The following is a 23,456-nucleotide window of genomic DNA, read 5'->3' on the forward strand; positions in this document are numbered from 1 at the left end:
ATTCGTAAACCTAGCCATTAAACTGCGGCAGCTCCCGAAACTATTTCGGTAAGTTCCTGAGTAATGCTGGCTTGACGAGCCTTATTGTAAACCAACTGCAACTCCTTGATCAGGTTACCACCATTATCAGTAGCTGCTTTCATTGCTACCATTCGAGCAGCCTGTTCACTAGCTAAGTTTTCAACGACGCTCTGATAAACCTGTGATTCGATATAACGACGCAACAGGGTATCCAGTAGTATCTTGGGATCAGGTTCATACAAATAATCCCAAGATTTCTTTTTCAATGTTTCATCATCACCCGCAGGTAGAGGCAATAATTGAGTAATCGTTGGTACTTGAGTCATGGTATTAACAAATTTGTTAGTTACAACATACAACTTATCTAGACGCCCTTCATCATATGCTTCTAACATAATTTTCACGGGTCCAATAAGATCAGACAGAGAAGGATCATCTCCCATCCCGGTTACCTGAGCAACAATATTACCACCAACCGAATTAAAGAATGAAACTGCTTTAGAACCAATTAATGCCAGATCAATCTGGACACTTTTATCAGTCCATGTTTTCATTTCTGTCAGTAATTTTTTAAATAAATTAATATTTAAGCCACCACATAAACCACGGTCAGTTGAAACAATTAAATAACCAATACGTTTAACATGACGCTCTTTAAGATATGGATGTTTATATTCCAAATTACCTAATGCTAAGTGACCAATTACACTACGCATAGTTTCTGCATAAGGACGACTAGCTGCCATACGCTCTTGTGTTTTGCGCATTTTGGATGCAGCAACCATCTCCATCGCTTTAGTGATCTTTTGTGTATTTTGAACACTACCGATCTTAGAACGTATCTCTTTTGCACCCGCCATTTCAGCTCCTCCTTATTAACCAAACGGTCTCAATAAAGGCCGAATAGAATTACCAGGATTGAGTTGCTTTAAAAGAATCGAGCAAGGCATTTAACTTAGCTTCGATTTCATCGTTATATTTACCTGTCTGATCAATTTCTTTCAGCAAGATAGAATGCTCACGAGTAGCATAAGCCAGCAATGACGTCTCAAAATCACCAATTTTTGCTAATTCAACATCTTCCAGATAACCACGTTCAGCAGCAAATAAAGATAACGCCTGCTGCGCAACTGACATTGGTGCATACTGTTTCTGTTTCAACAATTCAGTAACTTTCTGTCCATGATTAAGCTGCTTACGTGTCGCATCATCTAAATCAGAAGCAAATTGTGAAAATGCAGCTAACTCGCGATACTGCGCCAATGCGGTACGAATGCCCCCAGATAATTTCTTGATAATCTTAGTCTGAGCCGCACCACCTACACGTGATACTGATATTCCTGGGTTAACTGCCGGGCGAATACCCGCATTAAATAAGTTAGATTCCAAGAAAATTTGTCCATCAGTGATTGAAATTACATTAGTAGGTACAAATGCAGAGACATCACCAGCTTGCGTTTCAATAATCGGTAATGCTGTTAATGAACCCGTTTTACCTTTGATTTCTCCACTAGTAAATTTTTCAACATATTCAGCATTAACACGGGCAGCACGCTCAAGTAAACGAGAATGAAGATAAAAAACATCACCTGGATAGGCTTCACGTCCAGGAGGACGCCGTAACAATAGCGAAATTTGTCGATAAGCAACCGCTTGTTTAGAGATATCATCATAAATAATTAGCGCATCTTCGCCACGATCTCTAAAATATTCACCCAATGCACAGCCAGCATAAGGCGCAAGGTATTGCAATGCAGCAGATTCAGATGCAGTAGCAACAACAACTATCGTATTTTCGAGTGCTCCATGCTCTTCAAGCTTGCGAACCACATTAGCAATAGTTGAGGCTTTTTGCCCAATTGCTACATAAATACATTTTATTTCCGAATCACGCTGATTAATAATGGCATCAACAGCTAATGCGGTTTTACCGGTTTGGCGATCACCGATGATTAACTCACGTTGACCACGCCCAATAGGGATCATAGCATCAACGGATTTGTATCCTGTTTGTACAGGTTGATCAACTGATTGACGATCAATAACGCCAGGGGCGATAACTTCAACGGCAGAGAAACCATCATGATCAACAGGCCCTTTACCATCAATTGGCTCACCAAAGGTATTAACAACTCGCCCAAGTAATCCTCTACCTACTGGTACTTCAAGAATACGACCTGTACACTTTACTTTCATACCTTCGGCTAAGTCGGCATATGGTCCCATGACAACGGCACCAACTGAGTCACGCTCTAAATTGAGCGCAATAGCATAACGATTACCAGGTAGTGCTATCATCTCACCTTGCATAACTTCAGCTAAACCGTGAATACGAATGATCCCATCATTAACAGAAACAATTGTACCTTCATTGTGAGCTTCACTCACTACATCAAACTGAGCAATACGTTGCTTGATCAGTTCACTGATTTCGGTGGAATTCAGTTGCATATGCTCCAATCCCCTTAAGACTGCAATACGTCAGTTAAACGCTCAATACGACCACGCACGCTACCATCAATAACCAGGTCTCCGGCGCGGATAATGACTCCTGCGATAACAGACTTATCAATTTTGCAATTCAGCTTAACTTTACGTGACAGACGTTTTTCCATCGCTGCAGAAATTTTAAATTGCTGTTTTTCATTTAGCTCAGTGGCAGAAATGACCTCAATATCAACGGTTGACTCCAGAAAAGCGCGTAATTGTATGAATTGCTTCAAAACTTCTGGTAACGTACTTAGACGCCCGTTTTCAGCCATAATGCGAATTAGATGTCTAACATGTTCATCGATTTCATCACCACAAATAGTGATAAATGTTTTCGCTAATGTTTCTGGTGCTATTGAACCAGAAAGCAGCTCACCTATTTGTTGATTACTGGTAGCTTCAGCAATAAAACTGAGCATATTTTGCCATTTATCAACAAGTTGGTTTTCTACAGCAAAATCAAAAGCTGCTTTGGCATAGGGGCGAGCAACCGTAGTAATTTCAGACATGCCCCTTTCCTCCTTTACAGTTCGTTGACCAATTTATCAACGATGTCGCTATTAGCAGCTACATCAACGGAACGTTCAATTATTTTTTCTGCACCTGAAATTGCTAACATAGCAACTTGTTTACGCAACTCTTCACGTGCACGCTTACGCTCAGCATCAATTTCGATTTGCGCTTGAGCAACGATCTTGTTACGTTCAGCTTCAGCCTCTACTTTTGCTTCTTCAATCATTTGAACTCGTTGTTTATTAGCTTGTTCAATAATGATTTGTGCTTCTGCTTTTGCTTTTCTCAGTCTTTCGGTCGCATCAGCTTTCGCCAAGTCCAAGTTTTTTTTAGCTCGTTCTGCAGAAGATAAACCGTCAGCAATTTCTGTTTGACGTTTTTCAATCGCCGCCATAATTGGAGGCCATACATACTTCATACAAAACAAAACAAACAGGACAAATGCAATAGCCTGGCCTAGGATTGTCGCATTAAGATTCATCGCACAATACCTCTTTAAAAATTAACATATTAATGTTCTTTCCCATTTGGCTTGTGTTATCAAGCAACTGCAAACATCACATATAGCCCCAGACCAACAGCAATCATCGGAATGGCATCAACTAAGCCCATAACAATAAAGAACTGCGTACGTAATAGAGGAATCAAATCTGGCTGACGAGCTGCGCCTTCTAAGAATTTTCCCCCTAGGATGCCAATACCAATTGCAGCACCAATTGCTGCTAATCCCATCATTACAGCGGCAGCCATGTACAGCAGATCCATATTTAGGTTTTCCATGACAGTCTCCAGTTTGTTTCAGTTAAATAAAAATTTATTAATAAGTTGAAATTAATGTTCTTCTGACGCCATCGATAAATAAACGATAGTTAGAACCATAAAAATAAAGGCTTGCAACGTAATAATCAGTATATCGAAAATCGCCCAGGATAGGTTAAGTATCCACTGTGACCACCAAGGTAACAAAGCCGCAATAAGAATGAAGATCAATTCACCTGCATACATATTACCGAATAACCGTAAACCTAGAGATACCGGTTTAGACAGCAGGCTAACACCTTCTAGAATCAAATTAATGGGAATAAAAATAGGATGATTGAATGGTTGTAAAGTTAATTCTTTCGTAAACCCACTTAATCCTTTCATTTTGATACTGTAGAAAATGATCAAGATAAATACACCAATCGCCATTGACATAGTAATGCTTACATCTGCGGTTGGAACAACACGCAATGCTGGCAATCCCAGGTAATGTTCTCCAATATAGGGAAGTAAATCTATTGGTAACAAATCCATGGTATTCATTAATAACACCCAAACAAACACCGTAAAAGCTAAAGGTGCAATGAATTTGCTCTTACCATGATACATATCACGAACGGTATCATCGACAAAACCGATGACCATTTCTATTGCAGTTTGTAACTTACCAGGTACGCCGCTGGTTGCATTAACAGCAATTTTTCTAAAGAGCCACAAAAAAATAATTCCAAGGACAACTGAGAAAAAAAGCGAGTCAATATTTAACGTCCAAAACGTCGGATCATTGTTATTATGGGGATCAACTAATTTGAAGGTACGCAGGTCCAACTGAAGATTATTTAGATGGTGTCCTATGTAACTTCCCGCAGTCATCACTTCTCCTGATGCAGACATTATGTCTTTTACCCTTTTGTTGTTTAAAAATGCTCACTATCTAATTACAGCTGGTGTAATGATGTGAATAATCAACATAGCTAAATAGGTCAAACCTAATGGTACAAATGCTGCTTTAAATATACCTAAAGCAATTACCAATACAGTTATTGCTATAATAACTTTTACTCCCTCACCAATGGTAAAAAACCATGCAATGTTAATAGGAACAGCTTTTTTAACTGCCTTTTGATAACGTATTAACAGCATAAATAAAGCATTAGGTAACCAACATGCGAATCCACCCGCAAAAGCAGATAAGCCCCATTCTACACTATTCATGTAGAAAGCTATACTGAGGACCACAAGCTCCATTAACTGAAATAACAACAGTTTTAAAGCAATTTTACCGTTGTAGAGGGAAACAGACATGACTCTTATATTCTCCCAGTATTTTAAACCTTAAATTGCTGAGTGCGTATAAAACTGCCTTTGCGCGAGAGAGTGTCAAGAGACAAAAACTTGCAAATTATACGACCCCTAAAAATGAATTCAATCAATAAGTAGCGAAAACGTGAACAAATATTTAAAATTTTCGATCCAACACAAAAATAAACAAAATAATGTCAATTTAATTACTATTATTTAATTATATTAAATTTTAAAATATGATCTTTGTCACCTTTTAATATGGTTATTAATTTACTTAAAAAGAAATAAGTAAAAAAAATTGAAAAATCAAAGATAAAAAATCAAAGATAAAATATTAATTATTTCTTTATTAAAAATAAAGAGGAGAAATACTTGTAGATAATCTTATATAACTAATTAATAATATAATATATCAATAAATTTATTATCGTTTTTTTGTTATTTAAATGTAACAATAAAGTTAATATACTTTCTGTTTAAAATTTTGATATAAAAATAATGGTAACATTTGAAAATTTATTTTTTATGACTAAAAAATGTCACTTTTTTTGATCAAAAACAATATTAGTTGAATCCTAAAATCACTAAATATCGCTGTTCATCGAGTTCTGGTACATCCAACGAAATAATTTTATTTATCTTAAAATTAGAAGAAAAAGTTAATATTTCATTTGCAGAAAGTATACCTTTAAGTGCGTAAAACTGTCCTCCATTTTTCTTCGGAAGATGTTGACACCATGAAAGCATATTCTGTAATGAAGCAAATGCTCGGCTAATTATGCCATCAAATTTTTCTACTGGTTGGTACTGTTCAACTCGTTTTTGAATAGCTCGATGTTATTAAGCATCAATTCATGTTGTATTTGTCGCAAAAAAATAACCCGTTTTCCTAAACTATCTAATAGTGTGAAATGATCATTGGGGCGAACAATAGCAAGGGGTATACCAGGTAATCCTGGGCCTGTACCCACATCAATAAATCGTTTACCGATAAGATATTTGTCAACAATAATACTATCTAAAATGGCTTTGTTGAATAAATCAGAATTAGCCGACAGGATGGCTCCCTCTGCTACAGCTGTTATCCGATCCTGACGCTGTGTGGCATACCCAACAACGTCATACGGTTCAGCGCTTTGACCATCGCCATTGCTTCACCTACCTGAGCCTCATAGTCACGCAGCCTCAGATGGCCACCCAGCAAAGTTTTTATGCGGAACATCGCTGTTTCTGCCACTGAACGCCGGTGATAACCCACTTTCTTTTTCCACATATCATTACTCCTGCTCAGACGCTGATTCGCCACCGCATGGTTACGTTCATGGTACTTGTCCGGCCAGTATTTCGCTCCGCTTCGCGGCGGGATAAGGGGCCTGATTTTCTTTCTTAGCAACGCGTCGTGGCAGTAACAGGCGTCATAAGCACCGTCTGCTAACACTTCCCTGATTTTCCGGTGGGTTTGGTTAATCAGGCCCGGCAGTGCCTGCGCATCTGTCGTTCCGCTGAGCGATAAGTCGGCACAGATAATCTCATGAGTCACACTGTCTGCTGCCAGATGAAGCTTGCGCCACACTCTTCGTCTGTCAGCCCCATGCTGCCTGACTTTCCTTTCACCTTCGCCAAAGACCTTCAGACCGGTACTGTCGATGACCAGATGCGAGATTTCACCACGCGTTGGCGTTTTTATGCTGATGTTGACGCTCTTTGCTCGTCTGCTGACCAGCGAGTAGTCCGGACAGCACAGCGGCTAAGACATGAGTTTAAAAATCGAATCAACGAAGCCCTGTAATGCCAGGAGCGACAGGTTAAACACACGCTTCATCATCAGGACAGTGGTAACAGCCATATCGCTGTAGTAAAGCGGCCGGCCACGACCTTCAGGCGAAGAACTGTCAGTCCATCCAGCGATGGCCGACTCATCAAGCCAGACCGTCAGGGAACCGCGTTGTCTGAGTGCCTTGTTGTACGCGGGCCAGTTGGTAATTTTAAACTTTTGCTTTGCCATGGGGACCTGATGTTGAAACGAATTTAGCGATCAGCTCCGCCAATCACCTAAAAGTTCGATTTATTCAACAAAGCCACCTAAAATATGACGAACAACCATTTGTTCTGGTGATCTAACTGATGTTAAATTATATATTTTATTCCATTTATTTAATAACTCAATATAGACAATTAGCTGTTGTATTTGTTGATCGGTCAAAATAATATCTGTTTTATCTAATAAATTTTTAAAATAGGTTAGGCTTTGTTGAATAAATCGAACTTTTAGGTGATTGGCGGAGCTGATCGCTAAATTCGTTTCAACATCAGGTCCCCATGGCAAAGCAAAAGTTTAAAATTACCAACTGGCCCGCGTACAACAAGGCACTCAGACAACGCGGTTCCCTGACGGTCTGGCTTGATGAGTCGGCCATCGCTGGATGGACTGACAGTTCTTCGCCTGAAGGTCGTGGCCGGCCGCTTTACTACAGCGATATGGCTGTTACCACTGTCCTGATGATGAAGCGTGTGTTTAACCTGTCGCTCCGGGCATTACAGGGCTTCGTTGATTCGATTTTTAAACTCATGTCTTTGCCGCTGTGCTGTCCGGACTACTCGCTGGTCAGCAGACGAGCAAAGAGCGTCAACATCAGCATAAAAACGCCAACGCGTGGTGAAATCTCGCATCTGGTCATCGACAGTACCGGTCTGAAGGTCTTTGGCGAAGGTGAATGGAAAGTCAGGCAGCATGGGGCTGACAGACGAAGAGTGTGGCGCAAGCTTCATCTGGCAGCAGACAGTGTGACTCATGAGATTATCTGTGCCGACTTATCGCTCAGCGGAACGACAGATGCGCAGGCACTGCCGGGCCTGATTAACCAAACCCACCGGAAAATCAGGGAAGTGTCAGCAGACGGTGCTTATGACGCCTGTTACCGCCACGATGCGTTGCTAAGAAAGAAAATCAGGCCCCTTATCCCGCCGCGAAGCGGAGCGAAATACTGGCCGGACAAGTACCATGAACGTAACCATACGGTGGCGAATCAGCGTCTGAGCAGGAGTAATGATATGTGGAAAAAGAAAGTGGGTTATCACCGGCGTTCAGTGGCAGAAACAGCGATGTTCCGCATAAAAACTTTGCTGGGTGGCCATCTGAGGCTGCGTGACTATGAGGCTCAGGTAGGTGAAGCAATGGCGATGGTCAAAGCGCTGAACCGTATGACGTTGTTGGGTATGCCACACAGCGTCAGGATCGGATAACAGCTGTAGCAGAGGGAGCCATCCTGGCGGCTAATTCTGATTTATTCAACAAAGCCAATAGGTTATTAAGTTCATTTTAAGCACTCCGACGTAATAAACCTTGTTTTTTTAACCAGACTAATAATATTGATATTGCGGCTGGCGTAATACCTGATATACGCGACGCTTGGCCAATAGAACTAGGTTTATGATCATTAAGCTTTGCAATAACCTCATTAGAAAGACCGGTTATTTGCTTGTAATCTAAATTGGTCGGTAAAGCAGTATATTCATTACGCAGCTGTCTCTCTATTTCTTCTTGTTGACGAGTAATATAACCTTCATACTTTACTTGAATTTCAACTTGACTTGTGACTTGCGGATCATCAATTGCAGGTGAAAAATAGTTTAACGAAGTAAGTAATTTATAACTCATTTCTGGGCGACGAAGTAAATCTTCGCCGTTCGCTTCTTTTGAAAGCGGAACAGTTAATATCTCATTAAGATCACCAATTTTATCTGAATTAGGATGTAACCAAAGGTTACGTAACCTTTGACGTTCTTGTTCAATTAATTCAACTTTATGACAAAATTTTTGCCAACGGTTTTCATCGATTAAACCAAGTTCGTACCCTTTTTCGGTTAAACGAAGATCAGCGTTGTCTTCTCGTAGCATAAGGCGATATTCTGCTCGTGAAGTAAACATTCGATAGGGTTCTTTAGTGCCTAAGGTACAAAGATCATCAACTAAAACACCAATGTAGGCTTGATCACGACGAGGGAACCATCCCTCTTGTTCAAAAGCATAACGAGCTGCGTTAAGTCCAGCTAGTAGACCTTGAGCTGCTGCTTCTTCATAACCAGTTGTTCCATTAATCTGACCTGCAAAACATAGCCCTTTGATACATTTGCTTTCTAAAGTTGGCTTTAAATCTCGGGGATCAAAGAAATCGTATTCAATCGCATATCCGGGTCGAATAATACGCGCATTTTCTAGACCTTTCATCGAATGTATAATTTGCATTTGTACATCAAAAGGTAAACTAGTAGAAATTCCATTAGGATAAATTTCATTACTGGTTAGCCCTTCTGGTTCAAGGAAGATTTGATGTGCAGAACGATCTGCAAACCGCATAACTTTATCTTCAATAGAGGGACAGTATCGGGGACCTATTCCTTCAATAATTCCTCCATACATAGGACTACGATCTAAATTATCGCGGATCACTTGGTGAGTTTTTTCATTCGTATAAGTGATGTAGCAAGGTAATTGTTGAGGATGTTGTTCAGCTGATCCGACAAAAGAGAAAACAGGGGTGGGATCATCACCAAATTGTGGTGCTAATTGGGAAAAATCGATAGTTCTTGCGTCAATTCTAGGGGGTGTACCTGTTTTAAGTCGATCTACTCGTAAAGGTAGTTCTCTTAATCTATGTGATAGGCTAATAGCAGGAGGATCACCAGCCCTACCACCACTATAATTTTCTAATCCTATGTGAATTTTACCGTCAAGAAAGGTACCTACGGTCAATACGACAGACTTTGCGTGAAATTTTAATCCCATTTTGGTTATCACGCCAATAACTTGATCGTTTTTTACGATCAGGTCTTCAACAGCTTGTTGAAAGATCATTAAGTTATTTTGATTTTCTAGCGCAGTCCTAATCGCTTGCTTATAAAGTACTCGATCAGTTTGAACTCTGGTTGCTTGTACTGCTGGACCTTTACTTGCATTAAGCGTTCTAAATTGGATCCCGGCATTATCTGTTGCAATAGCCATAATACCACCTAAGGCATCAATTTCTTTAACCAGATGTCCTTTACCTATTCCACCGATAGCTGGATTGCATGACAGTTGGCCCAACGTATCAATATTATGGGTTAGAAGTAAAGTTTGACGTCCCATACGAGCAGCAGCCATAGCTGCTTCAGTACCAGCGTGGCCTCCACCAATAATAATGACATCAAATTGTTCTGGGTAAAACATGTATAAACCTTAGTATTAAGTATGACTTGTGAAGTGAATTTTACTCGAGTTTTGCTAAGAGGCAAGTTATATGATCTTTGCCTAATATAAATAAGATTTTTTTATTTAAAGATCTCTTTATTAGATCTTTTATTATGATCGCGATCTTCTGTGGATAAGTGCAAATACCGTAAGAAGATCATTATCTTGTGTATGATCTTTAGCTGTGAATGATAAGTGATCCTACTCCGTATAAGCTGGGATTAACATGGCTAGTTATCCACAACCAAGTTTGCCATTCAAGCTTATTCTATGGATAACTACGGGTTATTCCCTGCTTTTTCGCAAAGTTATCCACATTCATTTGGCTTTTATTTATCCAAATCGATAATTTTATCTTTCCACTTTTCGATCCAAATTTCTGCAAGATCTTCTGGCACTTCATGTTCCAAAATATCAATCTCCAATGTTTCTACAACTCGTTTTGCATTATGATCCTTTAGCAGTTGATCTAATTTATGGATTGCACAACAAAAAGTATCATATTCTTTGCTACATATCCCAATCGCACCATAATTAAGCTGGCTAAGATCAGTTTTTTCTTCGCTGATCTCTTTTGCTAGAGGTTGTATATTTTCAGGCAAATCACCTGTTCCATTGGTAGAGCATACAATTAACCAAATACCTTTTGTTGGTAGCTTTTTTAACGATGGGCCGTATGTGACTTCAGTGTCAAAGCCATATTTCTCCAATATTTCAGCGATATGCTCAGCAACATATTCAGCGCTGCCCATAGTGCTACCTGTAATCAATGTTACTTTTGTCATGATGAAACCCATTATTTAAAACAATGCCTATTGTATGCTGTGAATGAGTTGGGATCTACCTGTGGATAATATGGTTATTCCATTTTTATGGATTGATAGTACGCATTATTGGATTTTGTAAAGAGATCAAGGTTTCAGTAGATTGGATCTCATCAATTGTCTGTATCTTATTAATAAGTATGTCTTGTAATGCATCAATGGATCGACACATTACCTTGATAAATATACTATATTGTCCAGTTGTATAGTAAACTTCGACCACCTCGTCTAATTCATCAAGTTTTTTCAGCGCAGTATGGTAGTCTTTCGCGCTTTTTAAAATAATGCCAATAAAGCAACAGACATCAAAACCTAGTTGCTTCACATTAATATCTACATGTGTCCCTACAATAATCCCAGCTTGTTTCATTTTTTCGATTCGGACATGTATTGTACCATGACTTACGGCAAATTTTTTAGCTATTTCAGCGTAGGGGATCCGTGCATTTCTCAGTAATTCATTAAGTATGTCACGATCCAGATTATCGATTTGATAATTTTCAACCATTTTAAAACACCATTTTTAACGATTATTTATTTTTAAAGGCTTTATTTTGAATATTATAAATCATAATGACTTTTTTTTATTAAGTATATTGAATTTATGACCAGTTTTATTGCTTAATCTATATAACAAAGCAAATAATGCTACAGATTATGGGGTAAAAAAAATGGAAAAGTCATTCATCGAAAAACAACAACAAATTAGTTTTGTTAAATCTTATTTTTCGCGTTTATTAGAAAAAGAATTAGCTTTAATTGAAGTTCAAGCACCTATCTTAAGTCGTCTCGGTGATGGGATTCAAGATAACCTGTCAGGCCATGAAAAAGCAGTACAAGTCAAAGTAAAATCGATGCCAGATTCTGTTTTTGAAGTTGTACATTCATTGGCTAAATGGAAACGTAAAACGTTAGGTCGTTTTGATTTTAAACCCGGACAAGGGCTTTATACCCATATGAAAGCATTGCGTCCTGATGAAGATCGTCTGACACCTATTCATTCTGTATTTGTAGATCAGTGGGATTGGGAAAAAGTAATACTTAAGGATGAGTGCTCTCTTGATTATTTAAAACAGACAGTCATTAAAATTTATCAAGCAATAAAAGAAACAGAAAAAGCGGTTAGTACAGAATGTGGTTTAGCACCATTTTTACCTGAGCAAATTCATTTTGTTCATAGTGAAGAATTATTACAACGCTACCCTGATCTTGATGCTAAAGGAAGAGAACGTGAAATAGCTAAAGAATTAGGTGCAGTTTTTCTTATTGGTATTGGCGGAAAACTATCGCATGGCCTTGCTCACGATGTACGTGCTCCTGATTATGATGATTGGACAACACCTAACAGTGAGGGTTATGCCGGTTTAAACGGTGATATTATTGTTTGGAACCCTATATTGCAGGATGCATTTGAAATTTCTTCTATGGGCATCCGTGTTGATACAGAAGCGCTTACAAACCAATTAGCAATTACCGGTGATGAAGATAGAATGTCTTTTGAATGGCATCAAGCATTGGTAAAAGATCAAATGCCACAAACAATAGGTGGTGGGATTGGACAATCTCGTTTAGTGATGTTATTACTTCAGAAAAAGCATATTGGCCAAGTTCAATGTAGTGTATGGTCGCCGGAAAGCCATGCAGTTATTGCGGATATGTTGTAATTAGTTCCAATAGCGTAATAATCGACTTTTTAGCCCGGTATCAAAGTGCCAGATATAATCGAAAATATTTAGGATACCTGGTTTTCCATATTTAGATAATGTAACAGCGTGAAAACGATGCTGTTGCGTTTGATGAACTTTTATTATTTTTACTAAATTATCAGGTAACCGTTGAGCAATAAAATCTGAAATCACAACCACATCTGAATATTTCCATTGCTGTTGTTGCATTTTTTCTAAACATTTATTTAAACAGGCAGCCAAATCGGTTCCCCCACTAAATGTTTGATTAAGAAATTGCATTAATTGCTCTAATCCATCATTGCTTAATAAATCATAATCAATAACTTCCATTGAAAATAAAATAATGTGATACTGACGGTTGTCAATCATGGCTATTTTCATTAAAGCGAGGCAGAAAGCTTTAGCACAATTTTCATTAAATTTTCCCATTGAACCTGAAGTGTCTATACATACAATAAATGGCCCTTTTGGTTGTTGTTCATCGTGATGTTTGACAGTTGGACGTAATATTTTTCGTTGCTGCCAATTATCGCCTTGTAACCGGTAGGTAAGTAACTGTTTTTTGACTAATTTACGATAAAATTCAAATTCGAGTTCTTCTAATCCCAGCAATGCTAATTCACTAGGTAGAAGACGTAAAATATCATTACCGTGGTTTATCCCTCTAATTTGCTCGGTTAATTGGTCAGGGATTTTTTCCAATGAGATTATTGATTCTAATATTTGCTGCTGTTTTTTTTGAGATTTCAACGAATTGCTTCTGCCTAAAAGTTCTGCTAATTTTTCTAATTCAGGTTGTTGTTGTAAAAAATGGCTATACTGAATTAATCATTGAATATTATTGCAGGATTGGGTTAAAGCGCCTTTACTCATATCCCATAATTTACCAGCAGACTGATTATTTTGATTAAACGTTTCTGTTAAATTTCAAGTTAATTTCAATCGTTGCTCTAATTCAGCCAATAACTGTTCTTTTTCTTGCTCTAATAATAATTTATTAAACGTTGTTACTTCAAAAATAAGATTAAGGCGCCAGCGTTAAATAAATAGAGATTGTCCAGCGTAATCATGAGATATTTTTCCCAGTAAATAATGCGCTTCTTGCTCAAAAGGGCTTTGTTGAATAAATCTAACTTTTAGGTGATTGGCGGAGCTGATCGCTAAATTCGTTTCAACATCAGGTCCCCATGGCAAAGCAAAAGTTTAAAATTACCAACTGGCCCGCGTACAACAAGGCACTCAGACAACGCGGTTCCCTGACGGTCTGGCTTGATGAGTCGGCCATCGCTGGATGGACTGACAGTTCTTCGCCTGAAGGTCGTGGCCGGCCGCTTTACTACAGCGATATGGCTGTTACCACTGTCCTGATGATGAAGCTTGTGTTTAACCTGTCGCTCCGGGCATTACAGGGCTTCGTTGATTCGATTTTTAAACTCATGTCTTTGCCGCTGTGCTGTCCGGACTACTCGCTGGTCAGCAGACGAGCAAAGAGCGTCAACATCAGCATAAAAACGCCAACGCGTGGTGAAATCTCGCATCTGGTCATCGACAGTACCGGTCTGAAGGTCTTTGGCGAAGGTGAATGGAAAGTCAGGCAGCATGGGGCTGACAGACGAAGAGTGTGGCGCAAGCTTCATCTGGCAGCAGACAGTGTGACTCATGAGATTATCTGTGCCGACTTATCGCTCAGCGGAACGACAGATGCGCAGGCACTGCCGGGCCTGATTAACCAAACCCACCGGAAAATCAGGGAAGTGTCAGCAGACGGTGCTTATGACGCCTGTTACTGCCACGATGCGTTGCTAAGAAAGAAAATCAGGCCCCTTATCCCGCCGCGAAGCGGAGCGAAATACTGGCCGGACAAGTACCATGAACGTAACCATGCGGTGGCGAATCAGCGTCTGAGCAGGAGTAATGATATGTGGAAAAAGAAAGTGGGTTATCACCGGCGTTCAGTGGCAGAAACAGCGATGTTCCGCATAAAAACTTTGCTGGGTGGCCATCTGAGGCTGCGTGACTATGAGGCTCAGGTAGGTGAAGCAATGGTGATGGTCAAAGCGCTGAACCGTATGACGTTGTTGGGTATGCCACACAGCGTCAGGATCGGATAACAGCTGTAGCAGAGGGAGCCATCCTGGCGGCTAATTCTGATTTATTCAACAAAGCCTGTTGTACATCGAACAGGCCCAAGGCTTCTTGCAGTAAAATCACAGGATTGATTAGGATTTTATGGCGCTCAAGTATGCGTCTCCAGCCCAGATAATGCGTAAGGTACCTGGTGGCGACCCCATGAAACGAGCGCATCCAGTTTTTCAGTCTGCTGTCGTAGGCGTTAACATTCTGAATATGAAAAGGTCCATTGACCCTGCGCGTCTGCCTGAGGTTTACCGGGCAATGTGGTATTCCCTGTTCCCGGGCCACGTGGGCATAGATCTTCGTACTGTCGGTGCAAAGAATCGCATCCGCGTCGATCAAGGGCGCTAACCGCTCTCCGACATGCCGAATGTCAAGTTTATCCAGCTGGAAGTCGGCATGTTGACCGCTACGATCCTGAACCACCAGTACGGGGATCTGCTCGGCGGATATCCCACGCAACCTGGCTTTTCCTCCCCGTTTTCGCGGAGGTCGTGGAAGTCCCCTCTTCCCTTTGAACGACTCAAGGAAGAAGGTTTCATCAGCTTCGACGATACCGGACGCATGAACTGCCTGATGTCCGGCAATCTGCTTCAGAAATCAGTGTCGCCAGCGGAACGCCGTATCCTTGTTTATGCCACAGCCTGTTGCGGCCTTGCGTACACTCAGACTCTGAATCAACATATCAGCATAATCCAGCCAAAGATGCCGCTTTCGTAACCGGGCCATTGGCGTACCTGTCAGTGGATTACAGGTTTTACCACAGTATTTGCAGCGATAGCGGGGAAGACCACTACTGAATCCCCACGGTCGTAATGCCCACAGATGGCAATGTGGGCAGTTATTCGGTGTAGTTCTCAACACATCCGGGAGAGGTTTGTCTACTGAAAGAGAGGCTTTCACCTGCTCCCGCTGCTCATTATTAAGGCTGGAAAGCTTGGAAATCCAGCGATCAAACTGAATCGCGTCCATGATGTATACCTATCGTCGGAAGAAATCATGATCAGTTTAGCCCACAACCACACTTTACGCAGACATAGCCTTAACAATTGCTATTTTTTCTGCTTTTTGTAGAAAAAAAGAGCAAACGACTAAAGTTTACAAATTATTGCTTGCTAGCTGCGTAAAACTGCCTATAATGCGCCCCCACTGAGTCAGTATAGAACGAATCAATTGAATTAAATTTTCTTGACGCATGGTAAAGAAAAGTAGAAATAACTACTTGACTTTACAGGTGAAAAGCGTAATATACGCCACCTCGCGGCCTAGGTCGCACGCTCTTTAACAATTAATCAGACAATCTGTGTGGGCACTCGCAAGACATCATCAAAAAATATTTGATTTTAAAGTCTTGAAGAGTGACAAACAGTTAATTCATATATGAACTAATATGCAGTAACGTTATTTTGGACGGCAGCGGCGAAGGTGGTCAAACATCGGCAAAGCGGGTTGAACAAAAGGGCGTTACGGTCAGTAAAACATTCTTTGAGCATCAAGCTTTTAATTGAAGAGTTTGATCATGGCTCAGATTGAACGCTGGCGGCAGGCCTAACACATGCAAGTCGAGCGGCAGCGGAAGGAAGCTTGCTTCCTTGCCGGCGAGCGGCGGACGGGTGAGTAAGGTATGGGGATCTGGCCGAAGGCGGGGGATAACCACTGGAAACGGTGGCTAATACCGCATAATCTCTAAGGAGCAAAGTGGGGGACCGTTCTGGCCTCACACCTGCGGATGAACCCATATGAGATTAGCTAGTAGGTGGGGTAATGGCTCACCTAGGCGACGATCTCTAGCTGGTCTGAGAGGATGATCAGCCACACTGGGACTGAGACACGGCCCAGACTCCTACGGGAGGCAGCAGTGGGGAATATTGCACAATGGGCGCAAGCCTGATGCAGCCATGCCGCGTGTATGAAGAAGGCCTTCGGGTTGTAAAGTACTTTCAGTCGTGAGGAAGGTGTTAAGGTTAATAACCTTAGCAATTGACGTTAGCGACAGAAGAAGCACCGGCTAACTCCGTGCCAGCAGCCGCGGTAATACGGAGGGTGCGAGCGTTAATCGGAATTACTGGGCGTAAAGGGCACGCAGGCGGTTAATTAAGTTGGATGTGAAATCCCCGGGCTTAACCTGGGAATGGCATTCAAGACTGGTTAGCTAGAGTCGTGTAGAGGGGGGTAGAATTCCATGTGTAGCGGTGAAATGCGTAGAGATGTGGAGGAATACCGGTGGCGAAGGCGGCCCCCTGGACAAAGACTGACGCTCATGTGCGAAAGCGTGGGGAGCAAACAGGATTAGATACCCTGGTAGTCCACGCTGTAAACGATGTCGATTTGGAGGTTGTGGTCATAAACTGTGGCCTCCGGAGCTAACGCGTTAAATCGACCGCCTGGGGAGTACGGCCGCAAGGTTAAAACTCAAATGAATTGACGGGGGCCCGCACAAGCGGTGGAGCATGTGGTTTAATTCGATGCAACGCGAAGAACCTTACCTACTCTTGACATCCAGCGAATCCTTTAGAGATAGAGGAGTGCCTTCGGGAACGCTGAGACAGGTGCTGCATGGCTGTCGTCAGCTCGTGTTGTGAAATGTTGGGTTAAGTCCCGCAACGAGCGCAACCCTTATCCTTTGTTGCCAGCGAGTAGTGTCGGGAACTCAAAGGAGACTGCCGGTGATAAACCGGAGGAAGGTTGGGATGACGTCAAGTCATCATGGCCCTTACGAGTAGGGCTACACACGTGCTACAATGGCGTATACAGAGAGAGGCGAGCCAGCGATGGGAAGCGGAACTCAGAAAGTACGTCGAAGTCCGGATTGGAGTCTGCAACTCGACTCCATGAAGTCGGAATCGCTAGTAATCGCGGATCAGCATGTCGCGGTGAATACGTTCCCGGGCCTTGTACACACCGCCCGTCACACCATGGGAGTGGGTTGCAAAAGAAGTAGGTAGCTTAACCTTTTTGGATGGCGCTTACCACTTTGTGATTCATGACTGGGGTGAAGTCGTAACAAGGTAACCGTAGGGGAACCTGCGGTTGGATCACCTCCTTACCTAGATAGATGGAATGTGAGTGTTCACACAGATTGTCTGATGAAATAGCGCGTAAAGCCAATCTAAGATTGACTGAAGAGCTTGAAGTCCCCTTCGTCTAGAGGCCTAGGACATCGCCCTTTCACGGCGGTAACAGGGGTTCGAATCCCCTAGGGGACGCCACTTTAGTGATTTAGAAAGGCGGTGCATCACACTTTTAGTTTTGTGTACTTTTTGTGCTTTACGCAATAATGATTAAACCAATTTAGTGAGTTGGTTTACCAATTATGCTCTTTAACAATCTGGAACAAGCTGAAAATTGAAACACACATTATTAAAAAAATAGTGTGGAGAACTCTCAAAACTCCAATCAGTTGGGTTTTTGTTGTCATGATGAAGAGTTATGAGCGAGCAGTCAGCAATTCGAGGCGGCCAGCGCACAGCAAGCGCAGCGTACTAAAGTACGTGAGCATTGCGCGCAATGCCCAACACAGAATTGGTGGACGCTCATCCATAACCCAACAAAAAGACAGTAGAAGACCCCTTCGGGTTGTGAGGTTAAGCGAATGAAGCGTACACGGTGGATGCCTAGGCAGTCAGAGGCGATGAAGGACGTGCTAATCTGCGAAAAGCGTCGGTAAGCTGATATGAAGCGTATTAGCCGGCGATGTCCGAATGGGGAAACCCAGTGCATTAATGCACTATCGTTTGATGAATTCATAGTCAAACGAGGCGAACCGGGGGAACTGAAACATCTCAGTATCCCGAGGAAAAGAAATCAACCGAGATTCCCCCAGTAGCGGCGAGCGAACGGGGAGCAGCCCAGAGTCAACATCAATATTTACCGCAGGAGAAGGGTCTGGAAAGGCCAGCAATAAAGGGTGATAGCCCCGTATCTGAAACGGTAAGTGTTGTGAACTCGAAGAGTAAGGCGGGACACGTGTTATCCTGTCTGAATATGGGGGGACCATCCTCCAAGGCTAAATACTACTGACTGACCGATAGTAAACCAGTACCGTGAGGGAAAGGCGAAAAGAACCCCGGCGAGGGGAGTGAAATAGAACCTGAAACCGTGTACGTACAAGCAGTGGGAGCACCCGACAGGGTGTGACTGCGTACCTTTTGTATAATGGGTCAGCGACTTATATTCTGTAGCAAGGTTAACCGTATAGGGGAGCCGTAGGGAAACCGAGTCTGAACTGGGCGTTAAGTTGCAGGGTATAGACCCGAAACCCGGTGATCTAGCCATGGGCAGGTTGAAGGTTGGGTAACACTAACTGGAGGACCGAACCGACTAATGTTGAAAAATTAGCGGATGACTTGTGGCTGGGGGTGAAAGGCCAATCAAACCGGGAGATAGCTGGTTCTCCCCGAAAGCTATTTAGGTAGCGCCTCGTGCATTCATCTTCGGGGGTAGAGCACTGTTTCGGCTAGGGGGTCATCCCGACTTACCAACCCGATGCAAACTACGAATACCGAAGAATGTTATCACGGGAGACATACGGCGGGTGCTAACGTCCGTCGTGAAGAGGGAAACAACCCAGACCGCCAGCTAAGGTCCCGAAGTCATGGTTAAGTGGGAAACGAAGTGGGAAGGCTTAGACAGCCAGGATGTTGGCTTAGAAGCAGCCATCATTTAAAGAAAGCGTAATAGCTCACTGGTCGAGTCGGCCTGCACGGAAGATGTAACGGGGCTAAACCATGCACCGAAGCTGCGGCAGCGACATTTAGATGTTGTTGGGTAGGGGAGCGTTCTGTAAGCCGTAGAAGGTGGACTGAGAGGTCTGCTGGAGGTATCAGAAGTGCGAATGCTGACATAAGTAACGATAAAGCGGGTAAAAAACCCGCTCGCCGAAAGACCAAGGTTTCCTGTCCAACGTTAATCGGGGCAGGGTAAGTCGACCCCTAAGGCGAGGCTGAAAAGCGTAGTCGATGGGAAACGGGTTAATATTCCCGTACTAATGGTTACTGCGAAGGGGGGACGGAGAAGGCTAGGCTATCCGGGCGACGGTTGTCCCGGTTTAAGCGAGTAGGTGGGTAGTGCAGGCAAATCCGCACTGCTACAACACTGAGACGTGATGACGAGCCACCAAGGTGGTGAAGTAGTTGATGCCCAGCTTCCAGGAAAAGCCTCTAAGCGATAGGTAATCATTAATCGTACCCAAAACCGACACAGGTGGTTAGGTAGAGAATACTCAGGCGCTTGAGAGAACTCGGGTGAAGGAACTAGGCAAAATGGTGCCGTAACTTCGGGAGAAGGCACGCTGGCATTAGGTGAAGGGTCTAGCATCCGGAGCTGAAGCCAGTCGAAGATACCAGCTGGCTGCAACTGTTTATTAAAAACACAGCACTGTGCAAACACGAAAGTGGACGTATACGGTGTGACGCCTGCCCGGTGCTGGAAGGTTAATTGATGGGGTAAGCAGTAAGGCGAAGCTCTTGATCGAAGCCCCAGTAAACGGCGGCCGTAACTATAACGGTCCTAAGGTAGCGAAATTCCTTGTCGGGTAAGTTCCGACCTGCACGAATGGCGTAATGATGGCCAGGCTGTCTCCACCCGAGACTCAGTGAAATTGAACTCGCTGTGAAGATGCAGTGTACCCGCGGCAAGACGGAAAGACCCCGTGAACCTTTACTATAGCTTGACACTGAACATTGAGCCTTGATGTGTAGGATAGGTGGGAGGCTTTGAAGTGTGGACGGCAGTCTGCATGGAGCCAACGTTGAAATACCACCCTTTAATGTTTGATGTTCTAACTTAGGCCCGTAATCCGGGCTGAGGACAGTGTCTGGTGGGTAGTTTGACTGGGGCGGTCTCCTCCCAAAGCGTAACGGAGGAGCACGAAGGTTGGCTAATCACGGTCGGACATCGTGAGGTTAGTGCAAAGGCATAAGCCAGCTTGACTGCGAGCGTGACGGCGCGAGCAGGTACGAAAGTAGGTCTTAGTGATCCGGTGGTTCTGAATGGAAGGGCCATCGCTCAACGGATAAAAGGTACTCCGGGGATAACAGGCTGATACCGCCCAAGAGTTCATATCGACGGCGGTGTTTGGCACCTCGATGTCGGCTCATCACATCCTGGGGCTGAAGTAGGTCCCAAGGGTATGGCTGTTCGCCATTTAAAGTGGTACGCGAGCTGGGTTTAGAACGTCGTGAGACAGTTCGGTCCCTATCTGTCGTGGGCGAAGGAAGATTGAGGGGGGCTGCTCCTAGTACGAGAGGACCGGAGTGGACGCACCACTGGTGTACAGGTTGTCATGCCAATGGCATCGCCTGGTAGCTAAGTGCGGAAGAGATAACCGCTGAAAGCATCTAAGCGGGAAACTGGCCTCAAGATGAGTCTTCCCTGACAGTAATGTCCTATAAGGGGTGTTCGAGACGAGGACGTAGATAGGCTGGATGTGTAAGCGTAGCGATACGTTGAGCTAACCAGTACTAATGACCCGAGAGGCTTAACCTGACAACACCGAAGGTGTTTTGAGAGAGAGAATTTTAGCTTGTTTTGAGATTGAATCTGGTCGGATTTTGCTGAAGGCCGAGGTATGTTCGCTACTGAGGTAGGTGAGCAGACTATAAGGCAGCGAAATAAGACGGGATAAATAGAACAGAATTTGCCTGGCGGCACTAGCGCGGTGGTCCCACCTGACCCCATGCCGAACTCAGAAGTGAAACGCCGTAGCGCCGATGGTAGTGTGGGGTATCCCCATGTGAGAGTAGGGAGCTGCCAGACTTTAATTTAATAATAATGGGAAAGACCGTTAGTGAAATGAATCGGGTGGTGCGGTAGTTCAGTTGGTTAGAATACCGGCCTGTCACGCAGGGGGCGCGGGTTCGAGCACCGTCAGCACCGCCACCTATTAGGGGCGTAGTTCAATTGGTAGAGCACCGGTCTCCAAAACCGGGTGTTGGGAGTTCGAGTCTCTCCGCCCCTGCCATTTACGGCTTTATAGATAATATTATTAAATATTAAAAACCCAGTTTAACAGACTGGGTTTTTTTATAAGCCGCCCAAAGCCATTTTAATTTCTAGTTATTAAAATTGATGTATTTCTGTCCTATCATATTATTTTTGGTAAATATTAGATATAAAAAGACCAGGATCGTTTTTGTACTTTTAGCCATAATAGATATTTTTTGTTACTGATAGGTCATGTTACTAAAAGTTTATATTTTACTTATTCATAATTAGTTATTCTTAATAGGTATTTTTGCTAATTTATCAATAAACGTCTCTTTTCCATTATTTTGTAACCAAATAGCATAAATTGGTTTGCTATAGACAACTTTCGATAGTGTTTTTAATTCATGATATTGATTAAGCCAATGAATTGGTAAAACAGAGGCAGATTTTGTTGGGTATAATAGCTCCCGCGCAAGATTAGCCGATGTTGTAAGTAGTGTTGGCGAATTTTCAACTAAAGATGATTTTTCAGTGGTATTGAAATCAGGACTCCATTCAAGTTTGATGTAATTGAATCTCGACAGAGTTAAATTTTTTTTATGTGTCATTAATTGTAATTTTATTTCACCAATAATGGTGCTTGCAAATTCATCCATTTTTGGCGGTTCGATTGCAATAAGTAAATCAAGTTCGCGTGAATGAAGCTGTTTTACTAAAGATTGTCGCGTGGATATTCTGCATTCAAGATGAAGCTCTTTGTGTTTTTGATAGATAAGTTGTATCCAATTTGTTAAGCATCCTTCCCATAGAGATATTGTTGAGCCTATTGAAAATTCTGTGTGTAATGATTGATGAGAAATTTCTTTTTTAGCTTGTAGCCAGGTATTTATTAACGATTCAGCGTAGGGAATCAAACGTTCGCCTGCGGCAGTTAAACGAATATTATTGCGATGACGGGCAAATAAAATAGTACCTAATTGCGTTTCTAATTGACGTATTCGAAAACTTACCGCTGATTGTGTAAGGTATAATGATTCGGCTGCTCGACCAAAATGTCGGGTTTTACTAACTTCTAAAAAAGTTTTTAATAATTCAGTATCCACAGCAAACTCCAAAATTTTTAATCTTAAAGATTTAAATGTTTTGTTTTACAGAATGCAATTGCTAACTAATACTCCGCGCCATAATGAGTGTGACATTAGAGAGGTAGGAGTGTGTTAGATGGCAGAAAGCTTTATCACGACTAATCGTTTTTTTGATAATAAAAATTATCCTCGAGGTTTTTCTCGTCATGGTGATTTCACCATTAAAGAAGCTCAGTTGTTAGAATGTTGCGGTCAAGCTTTCAATGAACTTGATTTAGGTAAGCGTCAACCTCAGACAGAAGAAGAAAAACTTTTTGTTGCTATGTGTCGCGGTGAACGCGAACCTGTAACACCAGAAGAAAAAGTATGGTCTAAGTATATGACTCGTATTAGCCGACCTAAGCGTTTTCATACCTTATCTGGAGGTAAACCACAACTGGATCCCTCAGAAGACTATACCGATACTGATGATTAATAT

The 23,456-nt window shown here is 42.4% G+C and carries 17 protein-coding genes, 2 tRNA genes, 3 rRNA genes and 4 pseudogenes; 10 read left to right on the top strand and 16 right to left on the bottom strand.

The annotated features are described in order from the left end of the window. Positions 1-17: 17 nt before the first annotated feature. The 9 genes and pseudogenes from atpG to E3U36_RS04065 form a co-directional block, all read right to left on the bottom strand. Entirely contained in the window at positions 18-881 is an 864-nt protein-coding gene (gene atpG / locus E3U36_RS04025) for a F0F1 ATP synthase subunit gamma (RefSeq protein ID WP_180817178.1), read from the bottom strand. A gap of 49 nt (positions 882-930) precedes the next feature. Continuing rightward, on the bottom strand, positions 931-2,472 hold the full coding sequence (gene atpA / locus E3U36_RS04030; RefSeq protein WP_180817179.1) for a F0F1 ATP synthase subunit alpha: 1,542 nt from the start codon (positions 2,470-2,472) through the stop codon (positions 931-933). 14 nt (positions 2,473-2,486) lie between these two features. Beyond that, complete coding sequence (gene atpH / locus E3U36_RS04035; protein ID WP_180817180.1) at positions 2,487-3,020, bottom strand: F0F1 ATP synthase subunit delta; 534 nt, start codon at positions 3,018-3,020, stop codon at positions 2,487-2,489. A 14-nt stretch (positions 3,021-3,034) separates the two neighbouring features. Next, positions 3,035-3,505: a F0F1 ATP synthase subunit B gene (gene atpF, locus E3U36_RS04040; protein WP_180817181.1), complete on the bottom strand. Its 471-nt coding sequence runs from the start codon at positions 3,503-3,505 to the stop codon at positions 3,035-3,037. Positions 3,506-3,564: 59 nt separating this feature from the next. After that, positions 3,565-3,804: a F0F1 ATP synthase subunit C gene (gene atpE / locus E3U36_RS04045; protein WP_000429386.1), complete on the bottom strand. Its 240-nt coding sequence runs from the start codon at positions 3,802-3,804 to the stop codon at positions 3,565-3,567. A 51-nt stretch (positions 3,805-3,855) separates the two neighbouring features. Continuing rightward, on the bottom strand, positions 3,856-4,680 hold the full coding sequence (gene atpB, locus E3U36_RS04050; protein WP_180817182.1) for a F0F1 ATP synthase subunit A: 825 nt from the start codon (positions 4,678-4,680) through the stop codon (positions 3,856-3,858). Positions 4,681-4,716: 36 nt separating this feature from the next. Continuing rightward, entirely contained in the window at positions 4,717-5,091 is a 375-nt protein-coding gene (atpI, locus tag E3U36_RS04055) for a F0F1 ATP synthase subunit I (RefSeq protein WP_180817183.1), read from the bottom strand. Positions 5,092-5,655: 564 nt separating this feature from the next. Next, positions 5,656-6,176 (bottom strand): annotated as a pseudogene (rsmG, locus tag E3U36_RS04060) (16S rRNA (guanine(527)-N(7))-methyltransferase RsmG). Further along, a pseudogene (locus E3U36_RS04065) lies at positions 6,173-7,096 on the bottom strand (IS5 family transposase). The pseudogenes rsmG and E3U36_RS04065 overlap by 4 nt, the downstream one beginning before the upstream one ends. Between E3U36_RS04065 and E3U36_RS12930 the strand changes: the two are divergent. Further along, entirely contained in the window at positions 7,090-7,212 is a 123-nt protein-coding gene (locus tag E3U36_RS12930) for a hypothetical protein (RefSeq protein ID WP_255479090.1), read from the top strand. The pseudogene E3U36_RS04065 and the gene E3U36_RS12930 sit on opposite strands and share 7 nt — an antisense overlap. Here E3U36_RS12930 and E3U36_RS04070 read toward each other — a convergent pair. Next, positions 7,157-7,417, bottom strand: a complete 261-nt coding sequence (locus E3U36_RS04070; RefSeq protein ID WP_439647278.1) for an RsmG family class I SAM-dependent methyltransferase — start codon at positions 7,415-7,417, stop codon at positions 7,157-7,159. The two genes, E3U36_RS12930 and E3U36_RS04070, sit on opposite strands and share 56 nt — an antisense overlap. On the opposite strand from E3U36_RS04070, the gene E3U36_RS04075 reads away from it, so the two are divergent. Further along, entirely contained in the window at positions 7,411-8,334 is a 924-nt protein-coding gene (locus E3U36_RS04075) for an IS5 family transposase (protein ID WP_180817184.1), read from the top strand. The genes E3U36_RS04070 and E3U36_RS04075 overlap by 7 nt on opposite strands. A 76-nt stretch (positions 8,335-8,410) precedes the next feature. On the opposite strand, the gene mnmG is transcribed toward E3U36_RS04075, so the two are convergent. From mnmG to asnC, 3 genes are all read right to left on the bottom strand, one after another. Next, positions 8,411-10,300: a tRNA uridine-5-carboxymethylaminomethyl(34) synthesis enzyme MnmG gene (mnmG, locus tag E3U36_RS04080; RefSeq protein WP_180817185.1), complete on the bottom strand. Its 1,890-nt coding sequence runs from the start codon at positions 10,298-10,300 to the stop codon at positions 8,411-8,413. A 350-nt stretch (positions 10,301-10,650) separates the two neighbouring features. Next, entirely contained in the window at positions 10,651-11,106 is a 456-nt protein-coding gene (gene mioC, locus E3U36_RS04085) for an FMN-binding protein MioC (RefSeq protein ID WP_180817186.1), read from the bottom strand. Positions 11,107-11,191: 85 nt separating this feature from the next. Then, on the bottom strand, positions 11,192-11,653 hold the full coding sequence (gene asnC, locus E3U36_RS04090; RefSeq protein ID WP_180817187.1) for a transcriptional regulator AsnC: 462 nt from the start codon (positions 11,651-11,653) through the stop codon (positions 11,192-11,194). Positions 11,654-11,816: 163 nt separating this feature from the next. On the opposite strand from asnC, the gene asnA reads away from it, so the two are divergent. Continuing rightward, positions 11,817-12,809: an aspartate--ammonia ligase gene (gene asnA / locus E3U36_RS04095; protein ID WP_180817526.1), complete on the top strand. Its 993-nt coding sequence runs from the start codon at positions 11,817-11,819 to the stop codon at positions 12,807-12,809. Here asnA and viaA read toward each other — a convergent pair. Then, positions 12,810-13,949: pseudogene (gene viaA, locus E3U36_RS04100) on the bottom strand (ATPase RavA stimulator ViaA); the annotation flags it as partial. It lies immediately after the preceding gene. A 71-nt stretch (positions 13,950-14,020) separates the two neighbouring features. On the opposite strand from viaA, the gene E3U36_RS04105 reads away from it, so the two are divergent. Further along, positions 14,021-14,944: an IS5 family transposase gene (locus tag E3U36_RS04105; protein WP_180817188.1), complete on the top strand. Its 924-nt coding sequence runs from the start codon at positions 14,021-14,023 to the stop codon at positions 14,942-14,944. Here the strand turns inward: E3U36_RS04105 and E3U36_RS04110 are convergent. Continuing rightward, positions 14,931-15,938 (bottom strand): annotated as a pseudogene (locus E3U36_RS04110) (IS1595 family transposase). The gene E3U36_RS04105 and the pseudogene E3U36_RS04110 sit on opposite strands and share 14 nt — an antisense overlap. A gap of 529 nt (positions 15,939-16,467) precedes the next feature. Between E3U36_RS04110 and E3U36_RS04115 the strand changes: the two are divergent. The 5 genes from E3U36_RS04115 (at position 16,468) to E3U36_RS04135 (ending at position 21,927) form a co-directional block, all read left to right on the top strand. Continuing rightward, positions 16,468-18,012: ribosomal RNA gene (locus E3U36_RS04115) — 16S ribosomal RNA — on the top strand. A gap of 87 nt (positions 18,013-18,099) precedes the next feature. After that, positions 18,100-18,175, top strand: a tRNA-Glu gene (locus E3U36_RS04120). A gap of 373 nt (positions 18,176-18,548) precedes the next feature. Beyond that, positions 18,549-21,452: ribosomal RNA gene (locus tag E3U36_RS04125) — 23S ribosomal RNA — on the top strand. A gap of 154 nt (positions 21,453-21,606) precedes the next feature. Continuing rightward, positions 21,607-21,722, top strand: a 5S ribosomal RNA gene (rrf, locus tag E3U36_RS04130). Together the 16S, 23S and 5S rRNA genes with 2 tRNA genes alongside form the textbook arrangement of a ribosomal RNA operon. A gap of 129 nt (positions 21,723-21,851) precedes the next feature. Beyond that, positions 21,852-21,927: transfer RNA gene (locus E3U36_RS04135), tRNA-Trp, on the top strand. Positions 21,928-22,177: 250 nt separating this feature from the next. On the opposite strand, the gene hdfR is transcribed toward E3U36_RS04135, so the two are convergent. Further along, positions 22,178-22,996 (bottom strand): HTH-type transcriptional regulator HdfR, encoded by an 819-nt coding sequence (hdfR, locus tag E3U36_RS04140; protein WP_180817189.1) that lies wholly within the window; start codon positions 22,994-22,996, stop codon positions 22,178-22,180. Between the two features lie 118 nt (positions 22,997-23,114). Here hdfR and E3U36_RS04145 point away from each other — a divergent pair, with 118 nt between their 5' ends. Then, positions 23,115-23,453 (top strand): MaoP family protein, encoded by a 339-nt coding sequence (locus tag E3U36_RS04145; protein ID WP_032114311.1) that lies wholly within the window; start codon positions 23,115-23,117, stop codon positions 23,451-23,453. Positions 23,454-23,456: the final 3 nt, after the last annotated feature.

This window comes from Arsenophonus endosymbiont of Aphis craccivora (assembly GCF_013460135.1).
Classification (GTDB): Bacteria; Pseudomonadota; Gammaproteobacteria; order Enterobacterales; family Enterobacteriaceae; genus Arsenophonus; species Arsenophonus nilaparvatae.

Coding starts and splice junctions, on each gene's coding strand:
- atpG (WP_180817178.1), bottom strand. CDS start 881: ATGGCGGGTGCAAAAGAGATACGTTCTAAGATCGGTAGTGTTCAAAAT.
- atpA (WP_180817179.1), bottom strand. CDS start 2,472: ATGCAACTGAATTCCACCGAAATCAGTGAACTGATCAAGCAACGTATT.
- atpH (WP_180817180.1), bottom strand. CDS start 3,020: ATGTCTGAAATTACTACGGTTGCTCGCCCCTATGCCAAAGCAGCTTTT.
- atpF (WP_180817181.1), bottom strand. CDS start 3,505: ATGAATCTTAATGCGACAATCCTAGGCCAGGCTATTGCATTTGTCCTG.
- atpE (WP_000429386.1), bottom strand. CDS start 3,804: ATGGAAAACCTAAATATGGATCTGCTGTACATGGCTGCCGCTGTAATG.
- atpB (WP_180817182.1), bottom strand. CDS start 4,680: ATGTCTGCATCAGGAGAAGTGATGACTGCGGGAAGTTACATAGGACAC.
- atpI (WP_180817183.1), bottom strand. CDS start 5,091: ATGTCTGTTTCCCTCTACAACGGTAAAATTGCTTTAAAACTGTTGTTA.
- E3U36_RS04075 (WP_180817184.1), top strand. CDS start 7,411: ATGGCAAAGCAAAAGTTTAAAATTACCAACTGGCCCGCGTACAACAAG.
- mnmG (WP_180817185.1), bottom strand. CDS start 10,300: ATGTTTTACCCAGAACAATTTGATGTCATTATTATTGGTGGAGGCCAC.
- mioC (WP_180817186.1), bottom strand. CDS start 11,106: ATGACAAAAGTAACATTGATTACAGGTAGCACTATGGGCAGCGCTGAA.
- asnC (WP_180817187.1), bottom strand. CDS start 11,653: ATGGTTGAAAATTATCAAATCGATAATCTGGATCGTGACATACTTAAT.
- asnA (WP_180817526.1), top strand. CDS start 11,817: ATGGAAAAGTCATTCATCGAAAAACAACAACAAATTAGTTTTGTTAAA.
- E3U36_RS04105 (WP_180817188.1), top strand. CDS start 14,021: ATGGCAAAGCAAAAGTTTAAAATTACCAACTGGCCCGCGTACAACAAG.
- E3U36_RS04145 (WP_032114311.1), top strand. CDS start 23,115: ATGGCAGAAAGCTTTATCACGACTAATCGTTTTTTTGATAATAAAAAT.